We start from the raw sequence: 21,497 nt of genomic DNA on the forward strand, positions 1-21,497 counted from the left end.
CGCCCGCCGGCCCAACAAGAGCGACTCTCGCCACCCGCGCAAGCCTATGGACCGCGCGGATGGCGTGCAGAAGCTCACAACTTAGTGTTTGGTGGTCGGCGTGAATTCGTTCACCACCTTGCCGCTTGCATCGAGAAAACGCAGGCTGGCGCTGCCATCCGGGGCCACTGCCATGACCATGCGCGCATGGCCCTGCGCATCGCGCAAGCTGACCTGTGCCGAGCCGTTGTCGCCCTGCCCCACGATGATGCGTGTCGCGCCGTAGTAGCCCTGCGCACTGCGTTGCGCGAACAGCGCGTCGCGCTCGGCGTCCGGCATGGCTTCGATCTTCGGCATTTCAACCAGGTCTTGGGTGATCGGGCGATCCGGGCGATCACTGATGATCAAGCCGGCCATGTGCCCACTGCTGTCGTGCGCGCCCAGGAGTTGCACCAGCTGATCCTGTTCGTACTTGTCGAAGGTCAGGCTGCCGCCGCTGTCCACCAGCTTGCCGTCCTTGTCGCGATGGCCGCTGAAAATCAGGCCGCCGTTCTCGGTACCTTCATCGTTGAAGAACAGCATGCCTGCCTGCGGTCGCGGGTGCGCGTACTCCTTGCCCTTGATGATCGCGCCCGGGAAATGTGCCTTGTCACTGATCACCATACGCAACGTACCGTCGGGCTCGACCAGGTCGATGCGCTGCACCTTCAATTGCTCGATCTCCATGCTCCTGGGCTTCACCACGAAGCCACTCAGCACCGTGACCGCAAAGACCAACGTAAGCACGCCCGCATAGGCCGCCAGCAAGCGCTGTCCCCAAGCTCCCTTCATGGCACTACTCTCTCCTCTTGGACTGGAGGCGCATACCAACACATGGTCACCAGGCTCACATGTGCCATCGGATGGAAAAAAAAACCCCGCCTAGGCGGGGTTTTTTCTTGCGAAGCGAGTACGGCTTAAGCCGACTTCTTCTTCGGGGCAGCCTTTTTCGCAGCGGCCGGCTTCGTCACGGTCGCCTTAGCGCCGGCCACGGCCGGCTGCAGCGCGTGCGGGCGGCTGATGCCATAGCTGCCACGGTAGGTCTTGCCACGACGGGTCCTACGATCGCCCTTGCCCATGGGGGAACTCCTTGATTCGTTGGGGTGAACACGGCCGAACATCGTATCAGCGACCGCCCAAAGCGCAATAGTCAGCGGTGGCCGTGCCCGGCGCAACCCCGTTGCACGTCCGGGCAATGCTCCGGATCCACCTGCACGGTAACGTGCTGGATGCCGTATTGCTCGGCCAACACCTGGTTGATGGCCGCAATGGCGGCGCCACTGTGCTGGCTGTCATGCAGCTCGACGTGCAGCGTGGCCATGCGCGAGCCGGAAGCAAGCTGCCACACGTGCACATGATGGATATCGCGAATGGAGGGATCGGCCCCGCGCAGCTCCTGAGCCACCACGCCGGTATCCATGCCCTCGGGCACGCCTTCAAGCAGGATGTGCGCCGAGCGGCGCAGCAAGCGCCACGCGCTGTTCAAAATGAGCAGGGAAACCAGCAGCGAGAGCACCGGGTCGGCCCAGTTCCAGCCTTTCCAGCGCACCAGCAGCGCAGCGCCCACGGCGGCCACCGAGCCGAGCAAGTCGCCCAGCACATGCAGCGTGGCGCCAGCCAGGTTCACGTCGTCGTGCGCGTGGCCATGCAGCGTGCGCAGCACCAGCAAGTTCACCAACAGCCCGATCACGGCCACCACCAGCATCATGCCGGAAAGGATTTCGGTGGGCTGGAACAGGCGCGTTATGGCTTCGTAGGCAATGAAGGCCACCAGCACGAACTGAGTGAGCGCATTGACGAAGCCGGCCAGCACCTCCAGTCGGCCATAGCCGTAACTGCGGCGCGCATCGGCCGGTCGCTTGGCGAACCAGGCCCCCATCACGGCCAGCAGCAGGGCCAGCGCGTCGATCAGCATGTGGCCGGCATCCGCCACGAGCGCCAACGAGCCCGACCAGAAACCGCCCACCATCTCCACCACCATCATTAGCGTGGTCAGTACGAAGGCGAAGATCAGCTTGCGCTCGCGACCGCCGCCACCGTGGTGATGATCGTGGCCGTGACTGTGCGCATGTCCTTGGTGGGCATGGTCGTGATCGTGTCGATGGGAATGCGTGTGTGCCGTACTCATGGAGCAAATGCTAGGAATCGCCTGCCCCGTTACACAATCACGACGCGCCGCGCCGCCAGCATCAGTGCGCACATTGCGGCCCGTGTACGTGGAGAGCGCGGTGGGTGCGCAGATTCACAAAGTGCCCCGCGGCCACCAGCAAGCCACCACAGGTGACCAGCACGCTGTGCAATGCCACGGAATACCCCTCGGCAAAAGTAACGCCCGAGATGAGCAGACCCAGCCCAGGCAGCGCCAGGAACAAGGCAAGCGGTCGGCGGTGATGCCGATAGCCGCTGACGAGGGTCAGCAGCGCCAGCGCGCTGGCGAACATCACGAACCCACGCTCGAAACGGTGATCAGCGAGGAAGCCCAAACCCAGCAAGGGCAACACGGCCAGCACGAAAGGCAGCGCAGCGCAGTGGATAGCACACAGGAACGACGCCGTGGCGCCAACCCTGTCGGCCAGAGACCACCAACGTTTGTTGTTCTCTTCTCGGGCTTCCATCGGACAGGAACCGGGGCACGTCTCGGGTCGGGCCGGTGCAGCCCAGTGGAGGCATTGTTACATTATAACGTCGCAAACGCAAACCGCCGGCACGCCGGCCTCGAAGGCGCGCTCAACCCTTGCGGCAGTTCTTGCAGAGGCCGTGCACTTCCAGGGTTTGCGCCTGCGGACGGAACCCGAAAGCCTTGGCCTGGGCCTCGATCAGCTCGGCCACGCGTTCGTCGCACACTTCCTGGGCGCTGGAACAGTTGTCGCAGATCAGGAAGGGCACCTGATGCGCCTCTGCCGGATGGTGGCAGGACACAAACGCGTTGATCGACTCCAGCTTGTGGATGAACCCGTTCTCCAGCAGGAAGTCGAGCGCGCGATACACCGTCGGCGGCGCGGCATTGCCGTGACGCTCGCGAAGCTGGTCGAGCAGGTCGTACGCCTTGACCGGCTTGCCCGCGGCGGCCACCAATTCGAGCACCTCTTTGCGCAGCGGCGTCAGGCGCAGCCCGCGCTGCTCGCTCGCATGCTCCACCGCACGCACGAAGCTCTGCGCATCGTCGTGATGATGATGGTGATGCTCGTGCGGCTTGCTGGATACGGTATGGCTCAATCGATTCACCTCGCGCCCATCATACACCCGCCCGCAATTACCTTCGGTGTCAGCGCCGTGGCAGCGGTGGTGGCTTGGCGCCGGGTCGGATGCGCGGTCGCCACAACACCACGAACCAACCCAGCGGTCCCAATATGGCGGCCCAGATCACGCCTTCAAGCAGGCGACCGCGCCACCAGCCCAGCAGCGCTCCGATCACCACGAAGGCCACGCTCCACCAGAACAACGCCGACCAAGGCAGCATCCCCATCAGGTTCATAAACACCTGCAGGAAGGCATCCGGGCTGTCCGGATCCACGCCCTGCATTGCCTTGTCCAGCCACTGCTCCACGCAGGCCCCGCCGACTGTTTACGATAGGCGCATCATGATGGGTCGGCGACTGTCTTGCATCCGCAGCGGCCGACCACGGGGTGCCATGCATGCGTTGCCTGCTGATCGAGGACGACCTACCTACCGCCGAACTGATACGCGACGGCCTGATCGAGGCGGGGCATCTGGTGGAGGTCTGCCACCATGGTGCACAGGGCATGGCGCGTGCCACGCACGAGCGCTGGGACCTGATTGTGCTGGATCGCATGCTCCCGGGCGACGTGGATGGCCTGGACATCCTCGCCTCGCTGCGCTCGCGCGAGGACCACACGCCCGTGCTGGTGCTCAGTGCGCTCAGCAGCCTGGACGAACGCATCCGCGGGCTGCGCAGTGGCGGCGACGACTACCTCACCAAGCCCTTCGCGCTGGATGAGTTGCTGGCGCGCATCGAAGCACTGGCCCGCCGCGCCGGCCAGCGCAATGAGGCGGAACTGCTGGTGGTGGGCGACCTGACGCTGGACCCTCGCACGCGCAAGGTCTACCGCGACCACTTGCCCATCCTGCTGCAGCCGCGCGAATACCAGTTGCTCGAATACCTGATGCGCCACCAGGGCGAAGTGGTGACGCGCAAGATGCTGCTGGCTGCCGTGTGGGGCTATCACTTCGACCCCGAAACCAATGTGATCGACGTACAGATGAGCCGCCTGCGCGGGAAGATCGACAAGGACAGCGCCAACCCGTTGATACGCACCGTGCGCGGCGTCGGCTTCAGTATCGGCGCACCGGACGACGCGCATGGCTAGTTTTCGCCACTCGGTGGTCTTTCGCATGTCCGCCGGTTACGGCGTGTTGCTGCTGCTTTCGGTTGCGGTGATTTCGCTGGTGTTCTACGTCGGCACGGCCGGCCTGCTCGCGCGCAACATCGACACCCAGCTGCGCAGCACCGAACGACAGCTGGTGGAACTGCACAACGAACATGGAACGCCTGCGCTGATCGGCCAGATCCACACCCTGCTCACCGACAACCAGGACAGCGACACCGAGATCTACCTGCTGCTGGATGCCCAGGGTCACAAGTTGATCGGCAACCTCACGGCATGGCCCAACCCCGCCGAGATCGCCAATGGCCTGCAGGAGGTGGAAGTGCAGCGCCTGGGCCAGCGATCGTCCAGCCGCTTGATCATCCAGCGCTTCGACGACGGCAGCCTGTTGCTGGTGGGTCGCGACATGCGCGACGTGCGCGAGCTGGAGCGCAAGGTGCTGGAGGCCCTTACCCTGGGCGGCCTGCTCGCTATCCTGCTCGCCGGCGCCGGTGCGGTGCTGTTTCGTCGCCAGTTGCAGCGGCAATTGCAGGCCATCCATCACGCGACCACCGAGGTGGCGCGCGGCCGGCTGGATCGGCGCATTCCACTGGGTCGCTCGCGCGACGAATTTGCCGTGGTCGCGGGCGACGTCAACCGCATGCTCGACGAAATCGAACGCCTGATGGATACCTCGCGCGACGTCTCGAACGCCATTGCGCACGACCTGCGCACGCCGCTGGGCCGTATCCGCGCCAAACTCGAGCAGGCCCTGCGCTCGACGCAGCGCGACGAGCGACTGGCCGATGGCGCGCAATACGCCATCGATGAAATCGATGGCCTCATTGCCGTGCTGGACAAGCTGCTGCAAATCGCCGAAGCCGAGTCGGGCGTGCGCCGCGAGAGTTTCGAACCGCTCGCCGTGCGCGACCTGGTGGACGACCTGGTCGAGCTGTACCAGCCCGCCGCGGAAGCGATGGCGATCACCTTGCACGCCGAGGTCGAAGGCAACCCGGCCATCGAAGCCGATCGCCACTTGCTGGCCAACACGCTGGCCAACCTGCTCGACAACGCCTGCAAGTACGCCGGCCACGGCGCCTGCGTCACGGTGCGCGCGCACAGCGACGCGCAAACGGTCATGCTCAGCGTGGAGGACAACGGGCCGGGCATGCCGGCCGACGCGCTGCCGCGCGCCACCGAACGCTTCTATCGCGTGGATGCCAGCCGCCACCAGCGCGGCAACGGCCTGGGCCTGAGCATCGTGGCGGCCGTGGTGGCCCTGCATCGCGGTGACCTCACCCTGGAGAACACCTTGCCAGGCCTGCGCGTGAGCCTTCGACTGCCGGCCGCCAACCTTTCCAAACCGTAACTGTCTCCCCTCCGACCCGCTGGCTAAGGTGCGAAAGAGTCCCCTTCCCCTGCCGTCGGCCTGAGTGCCCTCGCCCGGGACTTTCTCTGCCGGGCCACGCCCGGCCTTTGGCTTGGACGACCGCGGTACATGAACAACACGGCTGGACGATGGATTGCAGGGGCCTGCCTGCTGGCAGCGCTCATGCTGGCGCATTTCTTCCACGAGGACGTGGCCGTCGCCACCGCGGCCAACGCCGGGCCAGCCCCCAGCCAAAGCGTCACCATCAATGCCGAGCAGGTACGCCAGGTACACGTCACCGCCGTAGGCGAGCACGACTTCGCGCCCTATGTGGACGCGGTGGGCTACCTCGACTTTGATCAGGATCACCTCGCCCAGGTGAACTCGCCCTACGCCGGTCGCGTGCGTGAGGTGTTCGCCAAGGCGGGCGATACGGTGAAGCGAGGACAGCCACTGTTCTCGCTCGACAGCCCCGACCTGGCGCAGGCGGAAGGCACGCTGGTGAGCACGGCGGCCGCCTGGGCACAGACCCGCACGGCGCTGGAGCGCGCCAAGGGCATGGCGCGGGTGCAGGCCAATGCGCCGCGCGATCTGGAGCAGGCGATCGCCGATGCCCAGACCGCCGAGGGCAATTACCAGGCGGCGCGACGCGCGCTGCATATCTTCGGCAAGAGCGACGCCGACATCGATCGCATCGCCACCCGTCACACGGTGGACGGCGAGTTGCGCATCGACAGCCCCATCGATGGCCAGGTCGCCCAGCGCAGCATCGCCCCTGGCGACGTGGTGGAACCGGGCAGCTTGCCGGCGCCCTTCAATGTGTCGGCGCCATCCACGCTATGGCTGGTGGTGAATGTGGTCGATGCCGATGCGTTGGCCGTGCACCCGGGCCAACCCATCAACGCCACGCTTTCCGCGCTGCCCGACCAGCACTTGAGCGCCGATGTGGATTACGTATCCAACGCCTCCGATGCGGGTACGCACCGCGTCACCGTACGCGGCGTGCTCAAGTCGCCGCCGCCGGGCCTGCGCCCGCAGATGCTGGTGGATGCCGCCATTCGCACGGCGCCGCCGGTGCGTCACGCCGCGGTGCCGGCGGATGCGGTGGTGCGCGAGGGCGACGGCACCATGGTGGTCTTCGTCACTCAGGACGGCCTGCACTTTACGCGCCAGCCAGTGACGCTGGGCGAACCGCAGGGCGGCTACTACCCGGTGCTATCTGGCCTGTCGCCCCGCCAGCAGGTCGCCGCCGAAGGCGCGCTGTTCCTCAGCAACGCCTTGGCCCTGCAAACGCAGTAAGCCCCTCACGCCACTCAAGGACTGATCGTGCTACGAGGCATCGTCGCGTTTGCGCTCACCCGCCGCGCCATCGTTTTGATGGCGCTCGCCGCCTTTGTGGTGGCGGGCCTGGCCGCTTACGCCAAGCTCAACATCGAGGCGTACCCCAACCCCGCGCCGGTGATTCTTGAAATCACCGCGCAGGCGCCCGGCCTGTCCGCTGAAGAGATGGAGCGCAGCTACACGCGCCCGATGGAACTGGGCCTGGCGACCACGCCAGGCGTGGAGAGCATCCGCTCCACTTCGTTCTATGGCCTGTCGTTCGTGCGTGTCACGTTCAAGTACGGCACGGACTACTACTTCGACTACACGCAGGCCGCGCTGGCGCTGCAACAGAACGTGAGCCTGCCCAACAACGTGCAGCCGCAGATCCAGGCATCCAGCCTGGTGGGCGAGATCTTCCGCTATCAGCTGGCCGGGCCGCCTGGCACCAGCCTCACCGAGTTGCGTACCTTGCAGGACTGGGTCGTCACACGCCGCCTGCTGTCGGTGCCGGGCATCGCCCAGGTGGTGACCTGGGGCGGCACCACCAAGGAGTACGAGGTCCAGGCAGATCTCGGCAAGCTGCAGGGATACGGCGTCACCCTGCCCCAGCTCATCAACGCCGTTGGCAACGCCAACACCAACGTCGGCGGCCGCACCATCAACATCGGCCAGCAATCGGTAAACATCCGCGGCGTGGGCCTGATCAAGAACGTGCAGGACATCGCCAACATCGTGCTCACCCAGTCCAACGGCACGCCCGTGCTGGTGAAGGACGTGGCCAAGGTGGAGGTGGGCTCCGTACCGCGCCTGGGGCGCGCGGGGCGCGATCACCAGAACGACGTGGTCACCGGCATCGTGGTGATGAACCGCAGGCTGCAGACCAACGAGGTGGTGGCCCGCGTCAAGGACGAGGTTGCCAAGCTCAACAGCGACGGCACCCTGCCGCCCGGCGTGAAGCTGGTGCCCTTCTACGACCGCTCCAGCCTGGTGTCGGTGACCACGCATACGGTGCTGCACAACCTGATCTTCGGCTGCGTGCTGGTGTTCCTGATCCAGTGGATCTTCCTGGGCGACCTGCGCAGCGCGATCATCGTGAGCGCCAATATCCCGGTGGCGCTGTTCTTCAGCATCATCATCCTGGTGTTGCTGGGCGACTCGGCCAACCTGCTGTCATTGGGCGCGGTGGATTTCGGCATCATTGTCGACTCGGCAGTGATCCTCATAGAAAACGTCTTCCGCAACTTCCAGAAGAGCAAGGAAGAACGCCTGGAGCTGCTGCACGATCGCGCGCAAAGCGACCTGGCCGGCTACATGCACGGCCCGCTCGCCCACGGCTGGACCGATCGCATGCGCCTGCTGTTCGTGAGCGCGCTGCAGGTGGATCGCGCGGTACTGTTCTCCTCGGCCATTACGGTGGCGGCCTTCATCCCGCTGTTCACCATGCAAGGCGTGGAAGGCCAGATCTTCAACCCAATGGCGCGCACCTATGCCTATGCGCTGTCCGGCGCGCTCATTGCGACCTTCACCATCTCGCCGGTGCTGGCCTCGCTGTTGCTGCCCAAGCACGTGAAGGAAGCCGAGACCCTCTTCGTGCGCGCCATTCGCCGCGTGTACTCGCCGGTGCTGCGCTGGGCGCTGGAGCGCCGCAAAACCACCGTGGCGCTGGGCGGCGGTTTTCTGCTGGTGGCACTGCTTCTGCTCACTCGTGTAGGCACGGAGTTCTTGCCAGCGCTGGAGGAAGGCAACCTGTGGATTCGCGCCACCATGCCCACCACCATCTCGCTGGAGGCCGGCGCGGACAAGGTGCATACCTTGCGCGAGATCCTGCTCAAGCATCCGGAAGTGGTCACGGTGGTCTCCCAGCACGGGCGACCCGACGACGGCAGCGATGCCTCCGGCTTCTACAACGTGGAACTGTTCGTGCCCCTCAAGCCCGAGGGCGACTGGCCGGCCGGGCACACCAAGGCGCAACTGGTGGCCGACCTGCAGCGTGAGTTCGCCAATGCCTTGCCGGGGGTGGATTTCAATTTCTCCCAGTACATCCAGGACAACATCGAAGAGGGCCTGTCCGGCGTCAAGGGTGCCAATTCGGTGAAGATCGTGGGGCCGAACCTGGCCGAGCTGGAACGCCTGGCCGACGAAGTAATGCGCCAGATGCGCCAGGTGCAGGGTGTGCAGGATCTGGGCATCTTCCGCGTGCTCGGCCAGCCCAACCTCAACATCACCATCGACCGCGCCCGGGCGGCGCGCTACGACCTCAACACCGGCGACATCAATGCCGTGGTGCAGGCGGCAGCCGGCGGTACCGAAGCCACCCAGGTGCAGGAAGATGACCGTCAGTTCTCCCTGGTGGTGCGTCTGGCGCCCCAGTACCGCCAAAGTATTCGCGACATCGGTAACATCCCGATCGGCTACAGCCTGCCCAATGGGAGCACCGGTTACGTACCGCTGCGCGAGGTCGCCGCGATCACACTCGACACCGGTGCGTCGTACATCTATCACGAGCGCAACGAGCGATTCGTGCCGGTGAAGTTCAGCGTGCGTGGTCGCGACCTTGGCAGCACGGTGGCCGATGCGCAGCAACGCATCGCCCAGCACGTGGTGCTGCCCACCGGTTATCATCTGGTCTGGGCGGGCGAGTTCGAGGACTTGCAGCAGGCCAAGCATCGCCTCGCCCTCGTGCTGCCCATTGCGATGGGGTTGATCCTCGCGCTGCTGTTCGCCTTGTTCAACTCCATGCGCGACAGCCTGCTCACGCTCGCGGCCATCCCCTTCTCCATCGCCGGCGGCATCATCGCGCTGTACGTGTCGGGGCTGGATCTGTCGGTATCGGCGGCCATCGGCTTTGTTTCGCTGTTTGGCGTGTCGGTGATGAACGGCATCCTGGTCATCACCTACTTCAACCACCTGGTGTTCGAGGGCCTGCCACCGCTGGAGGCGATGTACCGCGCCGCCGAGCAACGCATGCGCCCGATGCTGATGACCGCGCTTTCCGCCTGCATCGGCCTGCTCCCCGCCGCACTCTCCACCGGCATCGGCAGCCAGGTGCAACGCCCGCTGGCGACCGTGGTGGTGGGCGGCATGTTGCTTGGCCCGGTGATGCTGCTGATCGTGGCGCCGGCCTTGCAGGTGCTGGTGGTGGAGTGGTCGCAACGACGCAAGCAGCGTCGTTCGCAGGGAGCATCGCCATGATCGTCTCGTTGCGCGCGGCGCGTACGTCCGCTCTTGCCCTGACCTTCGCCGCCATGGCCGGCTGCGCGGTCGGCCCCGATTACCATCGCCCAAGTACGCCAGCGCCCGCGCAATACACGCGCCAGGAGGTCGCGCCGGTGGTGGGCAGCGATCACGCGCCCGCGCAACAGTGGTCGCCCGATCAGGCCATCGCAGCCACCTGGTGGCAGGTATTTGGCTCCGATGCGCTCAATGCGCGGGTGGAGCGGGCACTGGCCCACAATCCCGACCTTGCCGCCGCCCAGGCTGCCCTGCGCCAGGCGCAGGAGAGCGTGGCCGCTCAGCGTGCCACCTTCTTTCCCAGCGCCCAGGTGGGCTACACGGCGACACGCCAGCGCGACGCCGTGGGCACGCTCTCGCCCAACCTGAACTCGGGCGCCACCTACTACACGCTGCACACGGCACAACTGAGCATCAGCTATGTACCGGACGTCTTCGGACTCAACCGGCGCACGGTGGAATCGCTGCAGGCTCAAGCGGACAACCAGCGCGATCAGCTGGCCGCCGCCCGCCTCAGTCTGGCCGCCAACGTGGTGAATGCGGCGATCCAGGAAGCCTCGCTGCGCGCGCAGATCGACGCCACGCAAGCCGTGATCGACGCACAAACGCATGCGTTGTCCCTGCTTCGCGACCAGACGCGCCTGGGCTACGCCTCGGGCCTGGATCTGGCGGCGCAGGAATCGGCGCTGGCCCAGGCCCGCCTGAGCCTGCCCGCGCTGCAAAAACAGCTAGAGCAGAATCGCGACCTGCTGGCGGTGCTGTGCGGCGACACGCCTGATCAGGCCGGCGCCTTCGAGTTCGACCTGGAACACCTCACCCTGCCAGTGAGCTTGCCGCAGGGCGTGCCCGCGCAGTTAGTGGCGCAACGTCCGGACGTGCACGCCGCCGAGGAGAACGTGCATGCCGCCAGCGCGCAGGTTGGCATGGCGCTGGCCAACCGCTTGCCGCAATTCACCCTGTCGGGGAGCTATGGCGGCAACGCGACCTCTTTCTCGCGCATGTTCACCGACGACAACGTGTTCTGGACGCTGGCCGGCGGCGTGGCGCAGACCGTATTCGACTTTGGCGCGCTCAAGCACAAGCAGCGCGCCGCCGAAGCCGCTCTGCAACAGGCGGCCGCGCAGTATCGCGGCGTGGTGCTCGGCGCGTTCCAGAACGTGGCCGATACGCTCTATGCCATCGACAGCGATGCGCGCACCTTGGCTGCGGCCGACGATGCCGAGCGGGCAGCCGAACGCACGCTCACCTTGACCCGCAAGCAACAGGAACTGGGCTATGTCAACGCGCTGGCGTTGATCAACGCACAACAGGCGTATCAGCAGGCGCGCATCGCGCGGGTACAGGCACAGGCGGCACGCCTGAGCGACACGGCCGCGTTGATCCAGGCACTGGGTGGCGGCTGGCAGGCAGCGGGCGCGACGGCGAAGGCCGGCGGTTGAATCGTTCGCGTGCGATCGGCGTTCTGTGGGGCAGCGACCAACGCGCTGCCCCATCGCGTCCTTCTTGTGGCAGCCACTAAGGAAGGTCTGATTAATCGACTTCTTGTCCGTCATTCCTGCGGAAGCAGGAATCCAGTGCCTTTACATTCAGAGAATGACAGGCACTGGATCCCAGCATTCGCTGGAATGACGATCAACATCGGAGCATCCCTAAGGAAGGCCTGCCAAATCGACTTCTTGTCCGTCATTCCTGCGCGCCCCATAGAGGGGGCAAGAGCAGGAATCCAGTGGCTTTACGTTCAAAGATTTACAGGCGCTGGATGACCAGCCCTTCGGCTGTTGAAAGGCGCTTCCAGCTTTCGCTGGGATGACGATCAAAATCGGAGCATCCCTAACGCGATGCCCCCATCTCGTCCGTCCTGTGGCAGCGACTTACGCGCTGCCGCAGCGGCTCAGCCCTTCGCCTTGGCGATGGCGTCGTCGATGCGCTTGAGCGCTTCCTCGCGCCCGGCCAGGAAGATCGTGTGGTCGATCGAGGGCGACACCTGCGTGCCCGTCATCGCCACGCGCAGCGGCTGGGCGATCTTGCCCATGCCCAGCTCCAGCTTGGCGGCCACCTGCTCGATCACCTGATGGATCGGCTCCGGCGACCACGCGCAGTCGACGAGCAAAGCCTTGGCCGCCTCAAGCACGGCGACGGCCGTGTCGTTTTGCAGATGCTTGGCGACGGCCTTCTCGTCCCACTCCACGATCGGGCCGTACCAGATCTTGGCGCGCTCGGCCATTTCCTTGAGCGTCTGCACGCGATCGCGCAGCGCCACGATCACGTCGGCCGGCTTGGGGCCGCGACTGAAATCGATGCCGGCCTGGGTGAGGTGCCACTCGAATTCGGGTGAGATGGCTGCCGGATCTTCGCTCTTGAGGTAATGCTGGTTGAGCCAGGAGAGCTTGGTCACGTCGAAGCGCGAGGCGGCCTTGTTCACGTCGGCCACATCGAACAGGCGGATCATTTCCTCTTCGGAGAAGATCTCCTGGTCGCCATGCGACCAACCCAGGCGCACCAGGTAGTTGAGCAGTGCGTGCGGCAGGAAGCCGTCGTCACGGTACTGCATCACGCTCACCGCGCCATGGCGCTTGCTGAGCTTCTGGCCATCGGGGCCCAGGATCATCGGCAGGTGCGCGAACTCCGGCACCGGCGCGCCCAGCGCCTTGTAGATATTGATCTGGCGCGGGGTGTTGTTCACGTGGTCGTCGCCACGGATCACCTCGGTGATGCCCATGTCGATATCGTCCACCACCACGGCGAAGTTGTAGGTCGGCCAGCCGTCGGAACGGAAGATCACCAGGTCGTCCAACTCGGCGTTGCTCCACTCCACGCGGCCCTTCACCTTGTCGTCGAACACCACCGAGCCTTCCAGCGGGTTCTTGAAGCGAATGACGCGATTCGGATCGTCGCGGTACGGCTCGTTGCGGTCGCGGTAATAGCCGTTGTAGCGGGGCTTCTCACCCTTGGCCATGGCCTCGTTGCGCATCGCCTCGATCTCGTCCTTGCTCTCGTAGGCGTAATAGGCCTTGCCGGCCTTGAGCAATGCGTCGGCGACCTGCTTGTAGCGCTCCAGGCGATCGGTCTGGTACACCGGGCCTTCGTCATGGCGCAGACCCAGCCAGCTCATGCCATCGAGAATGGCCTGCACGGCTTCCTGCGTGGAACGCTCGCGGTCGGTATCCTCGATGCGCAGCACGAACTGGCCGCCGCGACGGCGCGCTTCCAGCCAGCAGTACAGCGCGGTGCGGGCGCCGCCGATATGCAGGAAGCCGGTGGGACTGGGGGCAAAACGAGTGCGGACGGTCATGGGCTACTTGGACGGAGACAAGAGACAAGTGCGGAATTTTAGCCGATACGGCGCCAATAACCGACCAAGTGAGCGGACGACCCGCACAAGCACACGGATGACGGCCCTATGGCTCGGCCTGCTGGCCGCCCCATACGCCCTGGCGGACGACAATCCCGGCTACGACCGCCCCGGGCTGGGCTTCACGCCGGTGGTACTCAACGCGGGCGACATCACCATCGAGCAAGGGCTGCCCACCTGGACGCGGGACAACCTGGGCGATGGCCAGGTGCAGCGGCAGTACACCACCGACAGCCTCCTCCGCGTGGGCCTGGGCGGGCCATGGGAAGCCCAGCTGGGCACCTCGCCATTCAATGCCATCCACACCACAGGGCCCGCCACCGACACCTGGGCGCACGGGCGCGGCGATACCGTGCTGGCACTCAAGTTCGCCCCCTGCAAGGCTGACGCCAAGATCACTTGGGGCTTGCTGGGCAGTGTGGAATTCACCGATGGCAGCCGAGCCGTTCGCAATGAATATCGCCAATACCTGCTCGGCGCGGATGTGAACTGGCAGGTCACCGATATCGATGGCCTGGGCGCCTATCTGGAACAGACGCGCAGCGGCAGCGACGGCCAGACCACGCTGGCGCTCAACGCGAGCCATGTACTCAATCGCACCATGGTGGGCTATGTGGAACTCGCCCAGGTGCACGAAAGCGGCGAGCGCAGCGGCACCGAGGTCGGTACGGGCGTTGCCTGGCAGGTCAGCCGCAGGGTGCAACTCGATGGCGGCGTGCGAGCCCGCATGGCCGGCCACGCCCAGGCATGGATGGCAAGCCTGGGCGTGTCGATATTCCTGGGACATTGAGCCCCACGGGGGGCCCCGCGTGGTTACTTCACCGTGATGGTGATGGGCTTGGACACGATCGCCGGGTCGAACGGAATGTGGTTCTCGTCGGCCAGCTCCAGCTGCAACGTGTGCTTGCCCGGTGCCAGCTTGAGCGTGGTTTCGGTCTGGCCGTTACCGAAGTGCAGGTGATGATCGTCCTTGGGGATGGGCTGCCCCGCGGGCGGCAAATCCTTCACATCGACCAACAGGTGGTGGTGGCCGGTGCCTTCCTTCTTCATGCCGGCTGGTGCCACGCCCATGCCTTTGAGGCCAAACACCACGGTTACATCCGGGCCAACCACGGCGCCGTCCTTGGGCGAAATGATGTACACCTCGGCACCCGCCGGAGCCTTGGTCACGGGCAGGCCCGGCGCATCGGCGGCCATGGCGCCGCCGCCCAGGGCGGCCAGTGCGAGTGCGAGCAACATGCGTTTCATCGGCGTCTCTCCAAATTGACAGTCGGAGCAGTGTACCCGCCTGTCACACCTAAGACGTTCGCTACCCGTGATGACGGCCGTCACGCGGGCGTCATACGGGCGCCATGCCCCCGCAACGCCCCAAGAGGAATCTGCACCGGGCCAGCCAACGGTATGTTCAAGTGCGCATCGGCATTGTCAGCGAAACCTATCCACCCGAAATCAACGGCGTGGCACTGACCGTGCACAGCCTCGCCGCCGGATTGGCGTCGCAGGGGCATACGGTCGACCTCATCCGCCCCCGCCAGGCGCAACCCTTCACCGACGAACCAGGCATTGTCGCCCTGCAAGTACGCGGCGCCGCCCTGCCCCGTTACCCGGGTCTGCGCTTTGGCTTGCCCTGCGGCCGCACGCTGCGCGAGCGCTGGAAGCGCCTGCGGCCCGATGCGATCTACGTGGCCACCGAGGGCCCGCTGGGCTGGTCGGCGGTGCGTACAGCCAAACGCATGGGCATTCCCATCGCCACGGGCTTCCACACGCGCTTTGACACCTATGCCGATCACTACGGCGTCGGCTTCCTCACTCCGATGGTGCGGCAGTACCTGCGGCGCTTCCATAACCGCGCCGCCGCTACCCTGGTGCCCACCGATGCGCTGGCCGGCGAGCTGCGTGCGCTGGGCGTGGATACCGCACGCCTGCTGCGGCGCGCGGTGGATACCCAGTTGTTCCACCCGCGCCATCGCTGCGCCGAGCTGCGCGCGCAATGGGGCGTGGATGGCAACACACCGGTGGTGCTGTACGTGGGCCGCATCGCACCGGAGAAAAATCTGGATCTCGCGGTGCGCGCGTTTCGCGCCATCCAGCAAGAGGTGCCCAAGGCGCGCTATGTGTGGGTGGGCGATGGCCCGGCCCGCGCCGCGCTGCAAGAGGCGAACCCCGACTTCATCTTCGCCGGCATGCAGCGCGGCGACGCGCTGGCGCGCCACTACGCCAGCGCAGACCTGTTCCCCTTCCCCAGCCTCAGCGAAACCTTCGGCAACGTCATTCTCGAAGCGCTCGCCGCAGGTCTGCCTGTGGTTGCTTACGAGGAGGGTGCGGCGCGCGAGCATTTGCATCACGGACAGAATGGCTACCGCATCGCCATTGGGGACGAGAACGCCTTCATCGCCTCAGCCGCCACGCTCGCCAGCAATGCCAGCCTGATTCGCCACATGGGGCGTGCGGCGCACCAGAGCATCATTCATCTGTCGCCCGATTCGGTCATCCGCGAGTTCGAAACACTGTTGCGTGAACTGGCCCAGGAGAACGTGCATGAACACCATGCCACCGCTGCCCACGCCTGACGTTTCCACCGGCCCGCGTTTCGCCTTCGATCGCCGCATGTGCGTGGCCGCCAACCGCTGGGGCACACGCCGGGCCGTGGGCGTGTTCTTCGGCATCATCAGCCGCCTGGGCGATGGCGTGTTCTGGTACTCGCTCATGGCCGTGCTGGCGGTGGTCGATGGACGCCGCGGACTGCTCGCGGCGGCCCAGATGGCGCTGACCGGTCTCACCGCGCTGTTTCTGTATCGCCTGCTCAAGCGCTGGACGCGCCGGCCACGGCCTTTTCGCGCATGCCCGGGCGTGATCGCCCATGTGCCGCCGCTGGACGAATTCAGCTTTCCCTCGGGACATACGCTGCAAGCGGTGAGCTTTACCGTGGTCGCGCTAGCCTGGTATCCGTTGCTTGCGCCTTTGCTGCTCACCTTCACCGCGCTGGTGGCGGCATCGCGGGTGATCCTGGGTTTGCATTATCCCAGCGATGTCATCGCCGCCACGATCATCGGCAGCGCACTGGGCGCGCTTTCTCTGTGGCTGTTACCACTACACGCATGGATGGTGTGAGCTTTTGCAGCGATGCTGCGCATTTGTTCGCCAGCACGTCGTCATACCTTGTGACAGCAAGCACTTAACTCACCTTTCCACAGGTTTGTTGGAGCAACATCCACAGTCGCTGTGGAAAACCGCACATTTTCCGCGTTCCCGCACCAGCGGCGCGCTGCGCATTTCTTCACCAACGCGTCGCGATATGTCGTGCCAACAACCACTTAAGGCACTTTTCCACAGGTTTGCGCGAGCCACATCCACAATCGCTGTGGAAAACCGCGTGTTTTCTGCATCCCAACTCTATCGGCGTGCTGTGCATTTCTTCGCCACCGCGTTGCGATGTGTTGTGCCAACAAGCACTTAAGGCACCTTTCCACAGGTTTGCGCGAGCCACATCCACAATCGCTGTGGAAAACCGCATGTTTCCAGCATTCCCGCGCCAGCTGCGCGTTGTGCATTTCTTCGCCACCGCGTCGCGATGTGTTGTGCCAACAACCACTTAAGGCACCTTTCCACAGGTTTGCGCGAGCCACATCCACAATCGCTGTGGAAAACCGCGTGTTTTCTGCATTCCCGCGCTATCGGCGCGCTGTGCATTTCTTCGCCACCGCGTCGCGATGTGTTGTGCCAACAACTACTTAAGGCACCTTTCCACAGGTTTGTGCGATTGGCATCCACAGTCGCTGTGGAAAACATCGCGTCAGGCGAACCAAAAAAAAGCGCCCCAAAAATGGGGCGCTCTCTACATCACCAGGTGCCCAACGGGATCAAGCCACGCGCGGCGCCTTGGCAAGAATGCCCAGCAGGTCAGCCAGCTTGTCACGCATCTCGCGACGATCGACGATCAGGTCAATCGCACCGTGTTCCACCAGGAACTCCGAACGCTGGAAGCCTTCGGGCAGGGTTTCGCGCACGGTCTGCTCAATCACGCGAGGACCAGCAAAACCAATCAGCGCTTTGGGCTCGGCCACGTTGATGTCGCCCAGCATGCCCAGGCTCGCCGACACGCCACCGGTCGTGGGATGCGTGAGCACGCTGATGTACGGCACGCCGGCATCGCGCAGGCGCGCGAGCGCCGCCGAGGTCTTGGCCATCTGCATCAGCGAGAACAGCGACTCCTGCATGCGCGCACCACCCGTGGCAGAAAAGCACACGAGCGCGCTGCGATCGGCCAGCGCGCGCTCGGCGGCACGCGTGAACTTTTCGCCGACCACCGAACCCATCGAGCCGCCCATGTAGGAGAACTCGAACGCGACCGTCATCAGCGGACGGCCCTTGAGGCGGCCGCTCATCGCGATGAGGGCATCCTTCTCGCCGGTGGACTTCTGCGCCGCCACGATGCGGTCGCGGTACTTCTTGGAGTCACGGAACTTGAGCGGATCGTTCGGCTCCATGCTGGCCCACAGTTCCTGCATGGAGCCTTCGTCCAGGAACGACTCAAGGCGCGCACGCGCCTCGATCGTGTGATGGTGGCCGCACTTGGGGCACACCATCAGGTTGCGCTCAAGCTCGGGCCGGTACAGCACCGTGCCGCAACCGCCGCACTTCTCCCACACGCCCTCGGGCACCTTGCCCTTGCCGGCGTTACCGGAGGCTTCCGTGCGAGCACGGGGAGTCATGATTTTCTGGAGCCAGTTCATCGCAACACCTCAAACGTTCATGACGCATCGCTGCGTCACCAACGCAGCGTGTCTTCAATGCGCATCCAGCGCGGCGCGGATCGGTGCCAGGAAAGCCGTGGCGCGTGCGGTGATGTCATTCGCATCTTCCGCACCCGCCAAGCGCTCCACCAACGCACTGCCGATCACCACCGCATCGGCGAAGTCGGCAATGGCCTTGGCCGACTGCGCATCGCGCACGCCGAACCCCACGGCCACCGGTGCCTTCGACTTCGCACGGATGTCGGCCACGCGCCCGGCGATGTCGCCCGTGCTCAAGCGTGCCGCACCCGTGATGCCGGCGAACGAGACATAGTACAGGAAACCCTGGGCCGACCCGCACAACTGCACCATACGCTCGGGTGCGGTCGTGGGCGCCGCCAGCAGAATCTGCTGCAGCCCCGCATCGCGCAATGGCTGCAATACGGCGGACTCCTCCAACGGACAATCCACCAGCAACACGCCATCCACGCCCGCCTGCACCGCCTCGGCGGCGAAGCGTGCGTAACCGTGAATCTCCACCGGGTTGAGGTAGCCCATCAACACGACGGGCGTATCGCCATCGCGCTGGCGGAACTCGGCTACCCAGCGCAGCACGTCGCCCAGGCCCACGCCCTTGGCGATGGCGCGCTCGCTGGCGTGCTGGATTACCGGGCCATCGGCCATGGGGTCGGAAAACGGCACGCCCAACTCGATCACATCGGCGCCGGCGGCGACCAGCGCGTGCATCAAGGCCACGGTGTGCTCGGGCGCGGGATCGCCCGCGGTGACGAAGGGGATCAAGCCGGTGCTGCCAGCGCTTTTGAGCTGCGCGAAACGACGATCGATACGGCTCATACCTGCACTCCTTCGCGGGCGGCAATGGTGTGTACGTCCTTGTCGCCGCGACCGGAGAGGTTGCAAAGCACCAGGCCGTCCTTGGGGTATTCGCGCGCGAGCTTGATGGCCTGTGCCACGGCGTGGCTGGATTCCAGTGCCGCGAGAATGCCCTCGGTACGAGCGAGCAGGTGGAAAGCTTCCAGCGCCTCGTCGTCGGTCACGCCCACGTATTCGGCGCGACCGGCGTCCTTGAGGAAGGCGTGTTCGGGGCCGACGCCCGGGTAATCGAGCCCCGCCGATACCGAGTGCGTCTCGGTGATCTGGCCATTGTCGTCGCACAGCACATAGGTGCGATTGCCATGCAGCACGCCAGGGCGGCCCGCCGCCAGTGAGGCAGCGTGATGACCCGTGGCGATGCCTTCGCCCGCCGCTTCCGCACCGACGATGCGCACGCCCGGATCATTGAGGAACGCATGAAACAGCCCGATCGCATTGGAACCACCGCCCACGCAGGCGGTGATCACGTCTGGCAGGCGACCGAACTGCTCTTGCATCTGCACGCGCGCTTCGCGGCCGACGATGGCGTTGAAGTCGCGCACCAGCAGCGGATACGGATGCGGGCCGGCCACGGTGCCGATGATGTAGAACGTGTCGGCCACGTTGGTGACCCAATCGCGCATGGCTTCGTTGAGCGCGTCCTTGAGCGTCTTGGAGCCTGAAGTGACCGGCACCACGTCGGCGCCGAGCAGCTTCATGCGATAGACGTTGATCTTCTGCCGCTCGATGTCCACCGCGCCCATGTACACCACGCACTTGAGCCCGAAGCGCGCGGCCACCGTGGCACTGGCCACGCCGTGCTGGCCCGCGCCGGTTTCCGCGATGATGCGCGGCTTGCCCATGCGCTTGGCCACCAGCGCCTGGCCTATGGTGTTGTTGATCTTGTGCGCGCCGGTGTGATTGAGGTCTTCGCGCTTGAGCAGGATGCGCGCACCGCCCACATGCTGCGAAAGACGCTCGGCGTAATAGATCGGGCTGGGACGGCCGACGTAGTACTTCAGGTCACGGTCCAGCTCGGCCAGGAATTCGGGGTCTTCCCGCAGGCGCAGGTAAGCCTCGGTCAGTTCGGCCAGCGGCGCCATCAGCGTTTCGGCGACGTAGCTGCCGCCGTAATTGCCGAATCGCCCGTGTTCGTCGGGGTAAACGCTGAAATCGGTGATCTTGCTCATGGATGGCACTCGCGGGGAGGCGTGGGATGCATTCGCCACCCTACCCCAAAGGCGCCCGCACCAAAAGCGATATGATGGCCGCAACCTGTCAGAAAAACTCACACATCTAATGCCACGCCCACTGCCCTCGCTCAACGCCCTGCACGCCTTTGAGGCCGCTGCCCGCCTTGGTGGAGTGAGCCAGGCGGCCACCGAATTGCACGTGACCCACGGCGCAGTAAGCCGTCACATCCGCGCACTGGAAGAAGAGCTTGGAACCGCCTTGTTCCGGCGCGAGGGCCGCGGCCTGGCGCTGACACCCGCAGGGCAACGCCTGCGCGACGCCAGTAGTGCGGCGTTCGCCCAATTGCGCGACGTGTGCGACGTGCTGCGCGGCGAACAGGCCGTTGCTCCGTTTGTCCTGGGCTGTCCGGTGAGCCTGCTGGCGCGCTGGATGATTCCGCGCCTGGAACGCCTCATGGCGGACTTGCCAGGCCTGGACCTGCACCTGCGCCCGCAGGAGAGCCCCTTCGATGACGCCTTGAATGGACTGGATGCCGCTGTGCTCGCTGGCGAGGCCCCTTGGCCTGGCGGGTGGCGCATACGCACGCTGGCGCGCGAACGCGTGGGCCCGGTGGTTAGCCCCGCGCTGGCGAAGACGCTGCATTTGGCCCGGCACCGCCCCCAGGCATTGCTGCGCCAGCCGTTGCTGCACACGTTGTCGCGCCCGCAGGCCTGGGCTAGTTGGGCGACTGGCGCGGGCATGGCGCCGGAGCGGCTTACCCTAGGCCAGGGCTACCCGCACCTGTACCACTTGATCGAAGCCGCCGTGGCCGGGCGCGGCATCGCCATCGCGCCCGAGGCCCTGGTGGCGGACGATATCGCTTCGGGCCGACTGGTGGCGCCTTGGGGATTTCGTGACACCGCAGCTCAATGGGTGCTCGCCACGCCGGCGCGGGCGGCTGCAGAACGTTCCGCGCCGTTGGCGGGTTGGCTGAAAGCGGCGTTTGCACGGAGCGTGGTGGCGGCGCGCTGACAATCGCGCACCCGAATTCTCCTGAGCGTCTCGCCTATCGTCAGTGACGCTTGGCTGTGCCGCGTCG

General features: G+C 65.3%; 20 protein-coding genes. 9 read left to right on the top strand and 11 right to left on the bottom strand.

Annotation, left to right across the window (positions count from 1 at the left end; all coding sequences use genetic code 11):
• Nucleotides 1–81: 81 nt before the first annotated feature.
• The 6 genes from AC3G2C_RS12370 to AC3G2C_RS12395 all read right to left on the bottom strand — a co-directional run bounded on the left by AC3G2C_RS12370 (nt 82) and on the right by AC3G2C_RS12395 (nt 3,565).
• Entirely contained in the window at nt 82–810 is a 729-nt protein-coding gene (locus AC3G2C_RS12370; RefSeq protein WP_488384914.1) for a hypothetical protein, read from the bottom strand.
• Between the two features lie 125 nt (nt 811–935).
• The gene (locus tag AC3G2C_RS12375; RefSeq protein WP_488384915.1) at nt 936–1,097 is read right to left on the bottom strand and encodes a 30S ribosomal protein THX; all 162 of its coding nucleotides are present in this window, start codon (nt 1,095–1,097) and stop codon (nt 936–938) included.
• A gap of 71 nt (nt 1,098–1,168) precedes the next feature.
• On the bottom strand, nt 1,169–2,146 hold the full coding sequence (locus AC3G2C_RS12380) for a cation diffusion facilitator family transporter (RefSeq protein WP_488384916.1): 978 nt from the start codon (nt 2,144–2,146) through the stop codon (nt 1,169–1,171).
• Between the two features lie 61 nt (nt 2,147–2,207).
• Nucleotides 2,208–2,633, bottom strand: coding sequence for a MerC domain-containing protein (locus AC3G2C_RS12385; RefSeq protein WP_488384917.1), 426 nt, complete (start codon nt 2,631–2,633; stop codon nt 2,208–2,210).
• Nucleotides 2,634–2,745: 112 nt separating this feature from the next.
• Nucleotides 2,746–3,234 (bottom strand): transcriptional repressor, encoded by a 489-nt coding sequence (locus AC3G2C_RS12390; RefSeq protein ID WP_488384918.1) that lies wholly within the window; start codon nt 3,232–3,234, stop codon nt 2,746–2,748.
• A gap of 49 nt (nt 3,235–3,283) precedes the next feature.
• Complete coding sequence (locus AC3G2C_RS12395) at nt 3,284–3,565, bottom strand: hypothetical protein (protein WP_488384919.1); 282 nt, start codon at nt 3,563–3,565, stop codon at nt 3,284–3,286.
• 89 nt (nt 3,566–3,654) lie between these two features.
• Here AC3G2C_RS12395 and AC3G2C_RS12400 point away from each other — a divergent pair, with 89 nt between their 5' ends.
• The 5 genes from AC3G2C_RS12400 (at nt 3,655) to AC3G2C_RS12420 (ending at nt 11,706) form a co-directional block, all read left to right on the top strand.
• Nucleotides 3,655–4,347 (top strand): response regulator transcription factor, encoded by a 693-nt coding sequence (locus AC3G2C_RS12400; RefSeq protein WP_488384920.1) that lies wholly within the window; start codon nt 3,655–3,657, stop codon nt 4,345–4,347.
• Nucleotides 4,340–5,713 (top strand): sensor histidine kinase, encoded by a 1,374-nt coding sequence (locus AC3G2C_RS12405; RefSeq protein WP_488384921.1) that lies wholly within the window; start codon nt 4,340–4,342, stop codon nt 5,711–5,713. Before AC3G2C_RS12400 ends, AC3G2C_RS12405 begins: the two co-directional genes overlap by 8 nt.
• 129 nt (nt 5,714–5,842) lie before the next feature.
• Nucleotides 5,843–7,012 carry an efflux RND transporter periplasmic adaptor subunit gene (locus AC3G2C_RS12410; protein WP_488384922.1) on the top strand — a complete coding sequence of 390 codons (1,170 nt, stop codon included), beginning with the start codon at nt 5,843–5,845 and terminating at the stop codon, nt 7,010–7,012.
• A gap of 27 nt (nt 7,013–7,039) precedes the next feature.
• Nucleotides 7,040–10,228 (top strand): efflux RND transporter permease subunit, encoded by a 3,189-nt coding sequence (locus AC3G2C_RS12415; RefSeq protein ID WP_488384923.1) that lies wholly within the window; start codon nt 7,040–7,042, stop codon nt 10,226–10,228.
• The gene (locus tag AC3G2C_RS12420; RefSeq protein ID WP_488384924.1) at nt 10,225–11,706 is read left to right on the top strand and encodes an efflux transporter outer membrane subunit; all 1,482 of its coding nucleotides are present in this window, start codon (nt 10,225–10,227) and stop codon (nt 11,704–11,706) included. Before AC3G2C_RS12415 ends, AC3G2C_RS12420 begins: the two co-directional genes overlap by 4 nt.
• Before the next feature lie 452 nt (nt 11,707–12,158).
• On the opposite strand, the gene gltX is transcribed toward AC3G2C_RS12420, so the two are convergent.
• A complete protein-coding gene (gltX, locus tag AC3G2C_RS12425) occupies nt 12,159–13,559 on the bottom strand; it encodes a glutamate--tRNA ligase (protein ID WP_488384925.1) in 1,401 nt (466 codons plus the stop codon).
• 97 nt (nt 13,560–13,656) lie between these two features.
• Between gltX and AC3G2C_RS12430 the strand changes: the two genes are divergently transcribed.
• Nucleotides 13,657–14,409: a transporter gene (locus tag AC3G2C_RS12430; protein ID WP_488384926.1), complete on the top strand. Its 753-nt coding sequence runs from the start codon at nt 13,657–13,659 to the stop codon at nt 14,407–14,409.
• Between the two features lie 23 nt (nt 14,410–14,432).
• Here the strand turns inward: AC3G2C_RS12430 and AC3G2C_RS12435 are convergent, their stop codons facing one another.
• Nucleotides 14,433–14,867 carry a DUF4399 domain-containing protein gene (locus tag AC3G2C_RS12435; RefSeq protein ID WP_488384927.1) on the bottom strand — a complete coding sequence of 145 codons (435 nt, stop codon included), beginning with the start codon at nt 14,865–14,867 and terminating at the stop codon, nt 14,433–14,435.
• A gap of 161 nt (nt 14,868–15,028) precedes the next feature.
• Here AC3G2C_RS12435 and AC3G2C_RS12440 point away from each other — a divergent pair, with 161 nt between their 5' ends.
• Nucleotides 15,029–16,189: a glycosyltransferase family 4 protein gene (locus AC3G2C_RS12440; protein WP_488384928.1), complete on the top strand. Its 1,161-nt coding sequence runs from the start codon at nt 15,029–15,031 to the stop codon at nt 16,187–16,189.
• Nucleotides 16,158–16,730 (top strand): phosphatase PAP2 family protein, encoded by a 573-nt coding sequence (locus AC3G2C_RS12445; protein WP_488384929.1) that lies wholly within the window; start codon nt 16,158–16,160, stop codon nt 16,728–16,730. Before AC3G2C_RS12440 ends, AC3G2C_RS12445 begins: the two co-directional genes overlap by 32 nt.
• Before the next feature lie 749 nt (nt 16,731–17,479).
• Here AC3G2C_RS12445 and accD read toward each other — a convergent pair.
• Genes accD through trpB form a run of 3 tightly spaced genes read right to left on the bottom strand, consistent with a single transcriptional unit; the run spans nt 17,480 to nt 20,415 of the window.
• Nucleotides 17,480–18,352, bottom strand: a complete 873-nt coding sequence (gene accD / locus AC3G2C_RS12450; protein ID WP_488384930.1) for an acetyl-CoA carboxylase, carboxyltransferase subunit beta — start codon at nt 18,350–18,352, stop codon at nt 17,480–17,482.
• 54 nt (nt 18,353–18,406) lie between these two features.
• Nucleotides 18,407–19,207 (bottom strand): tryptophan synthase subunit alpha, encoded by an 801-nt coding sequence (gene trpA, locus AC3G2C_RS12455; protein ID WP_488384931.1) that lies wholly within the window; start codon nt 19,205–19,207, stop codon nt 18,407–18,409.
• Nucleotides 19,204–20,415, bottom strand: a complete 1,212-nt coding sequence (trpB, locus tag AC3G2C_RS12460; protein WP_488384932.1) for a tryptophan synthase subunit beta — start codon at nt 20,413–20,415, stop codon at nt 19,204–19,206. Before trpB ends, trpA begins: the two co-directional genes overlap by 4 nt.
• A 109-nt stretch (nt 20,416–20,524) precedes the next feature.
• Between trpB and AC3G2C_RS12465 the strand changes: the two genes are divergently transcribed.
• Nucleotides 20,525–21,430 carry a LysR family transcriptional regulator gene (locus tag AC3G2C_RS12465; RefSeq protein WP_488384933.1) on the top strand — a complete coding sequence of 302 codons (906 nt, stop codon included), beginning with the start codon at nt 20,525–20,527 and terminating at the stop codon, nt 21,428–21,430.
• Nucleotides 21,431–21,497: the final 67 nt, after the last annotated feature.

It is taken from the genome of Frateuria sp. sgz306004, assembly GCF_057750885.1.

Bases quoted from the DNA above. Each gene is read 5' to 3' on its own strand.
- AC3G2C_RS12370 (WP_488384914.1), bottom strand. From the start codon at position 810: ATGAAGGGAGCTTGGGGACAGCGCTTGCTGGCGGCCTATGCGGGCGTG.
- AC3G2C_RS12375 (WP_488384915.1), bottom strand. From the start codon at position 1,097: ATGGGCAAGGGCGATCGTAGGACCCGTCGTGGCAAGACCTACCGTGGC.
- AC3G2C_RS12380 (WP_488384916.1), bottom strand. From the start codon at position 2,146: ATGAGTACGGCACACACGCATTCCCATCGACACGATCACGACCATGCC.
- AC3G2C_RS12385 (WP_488384917.1), bottom strand. From the start codon at position 2,633: ATGGAAGCCCGAGAAGAGAACAACAAACGTTGGTGGTCTCTGGCCGAC.
- AC3G2C_RS12400 (WP_488384920.1), top strand. From the start codon at position 3,655: ATGCGTTGCCTGCTGATCGAGGACGACCTACCTACCGCCGAACTGATA.
- AC3G2C_RS12405 (WP_488384921.1), top strand. From the start codon at position 4,340: ATGGCTAGTTTTCGCCACTCGGTGGTCTTTCGCATGTCCGCCGGTTAC.
- AC3G2C_RS12410 (WP_488384922.1), top strand. From the start codon at position 5,843: ATGAACAACACGGCTGGACGATGGATTGCAGGGGCCTGCCTGCTGGCA.
- AC3G2C_RS12420 (WP_488384924.1), top strand. From the start codon at position 10,225: ATGATCGTCTCGTTGCGCGCGGCGCGTACGTCCGCTCTTGCCCTGACC.
- gltX (WP_488384925.1), bottom strand. From the start codon at position 13,559: ATGACCGTCCGCACTCGTTTTGCCCCCAGTCCCACCGGCTTCCTGCAT.
- AC3G2C_RS12430 (WP_488384926.1), top strand. From the start codon at position 13,657: ATGACGGCCCTATGGCTCGGCCTGCTGGCCGCCCCATACGCCCTGGCG.
- AC3G2C_RS12435 (WP_488384927.1), bottom strand. From the start codon at position 14,867: ATGAAACGCATGTTGCTCGCACTCGCACTGGCCGCCCTGGGCGGCGGC.
- AC3G2C_RS12445 (WP_488384929.1), top strand. From the start codon at position 16,158: ATGAACACCATGCCACCGCTGCCCACGCCTGACGTTTCCACCGGCCCG.
- accD (WP_488384930.1), bottom strand. From the start codon at position 18,352: ATGAACTGGCTCCAGAAAATCATGACTCCCCGTGCTCGCACGGAAGCC.
- trpA (WP_488384931.1), bottom strand. From the start codon at position 19,207: ATGAGCCGTATCGATCGTCGTTTCGCGCAGCTCAAAAGCGCTGGCAGC.
- trpB (WP_488384932.1), bottom strand. From the start codon at position 20,415: ATGAGCAAGATCACCGATTTCAGCGTTTACCCCGACGAACACGGGCGA.
- AC3G2C_RS12465 (WP_488384933.1), top strand. From the start codon at position 20,525: ATGCCACGCCCACTGCCCTCGCTCAACGCCCTGCACGCCTTTGAGGCC.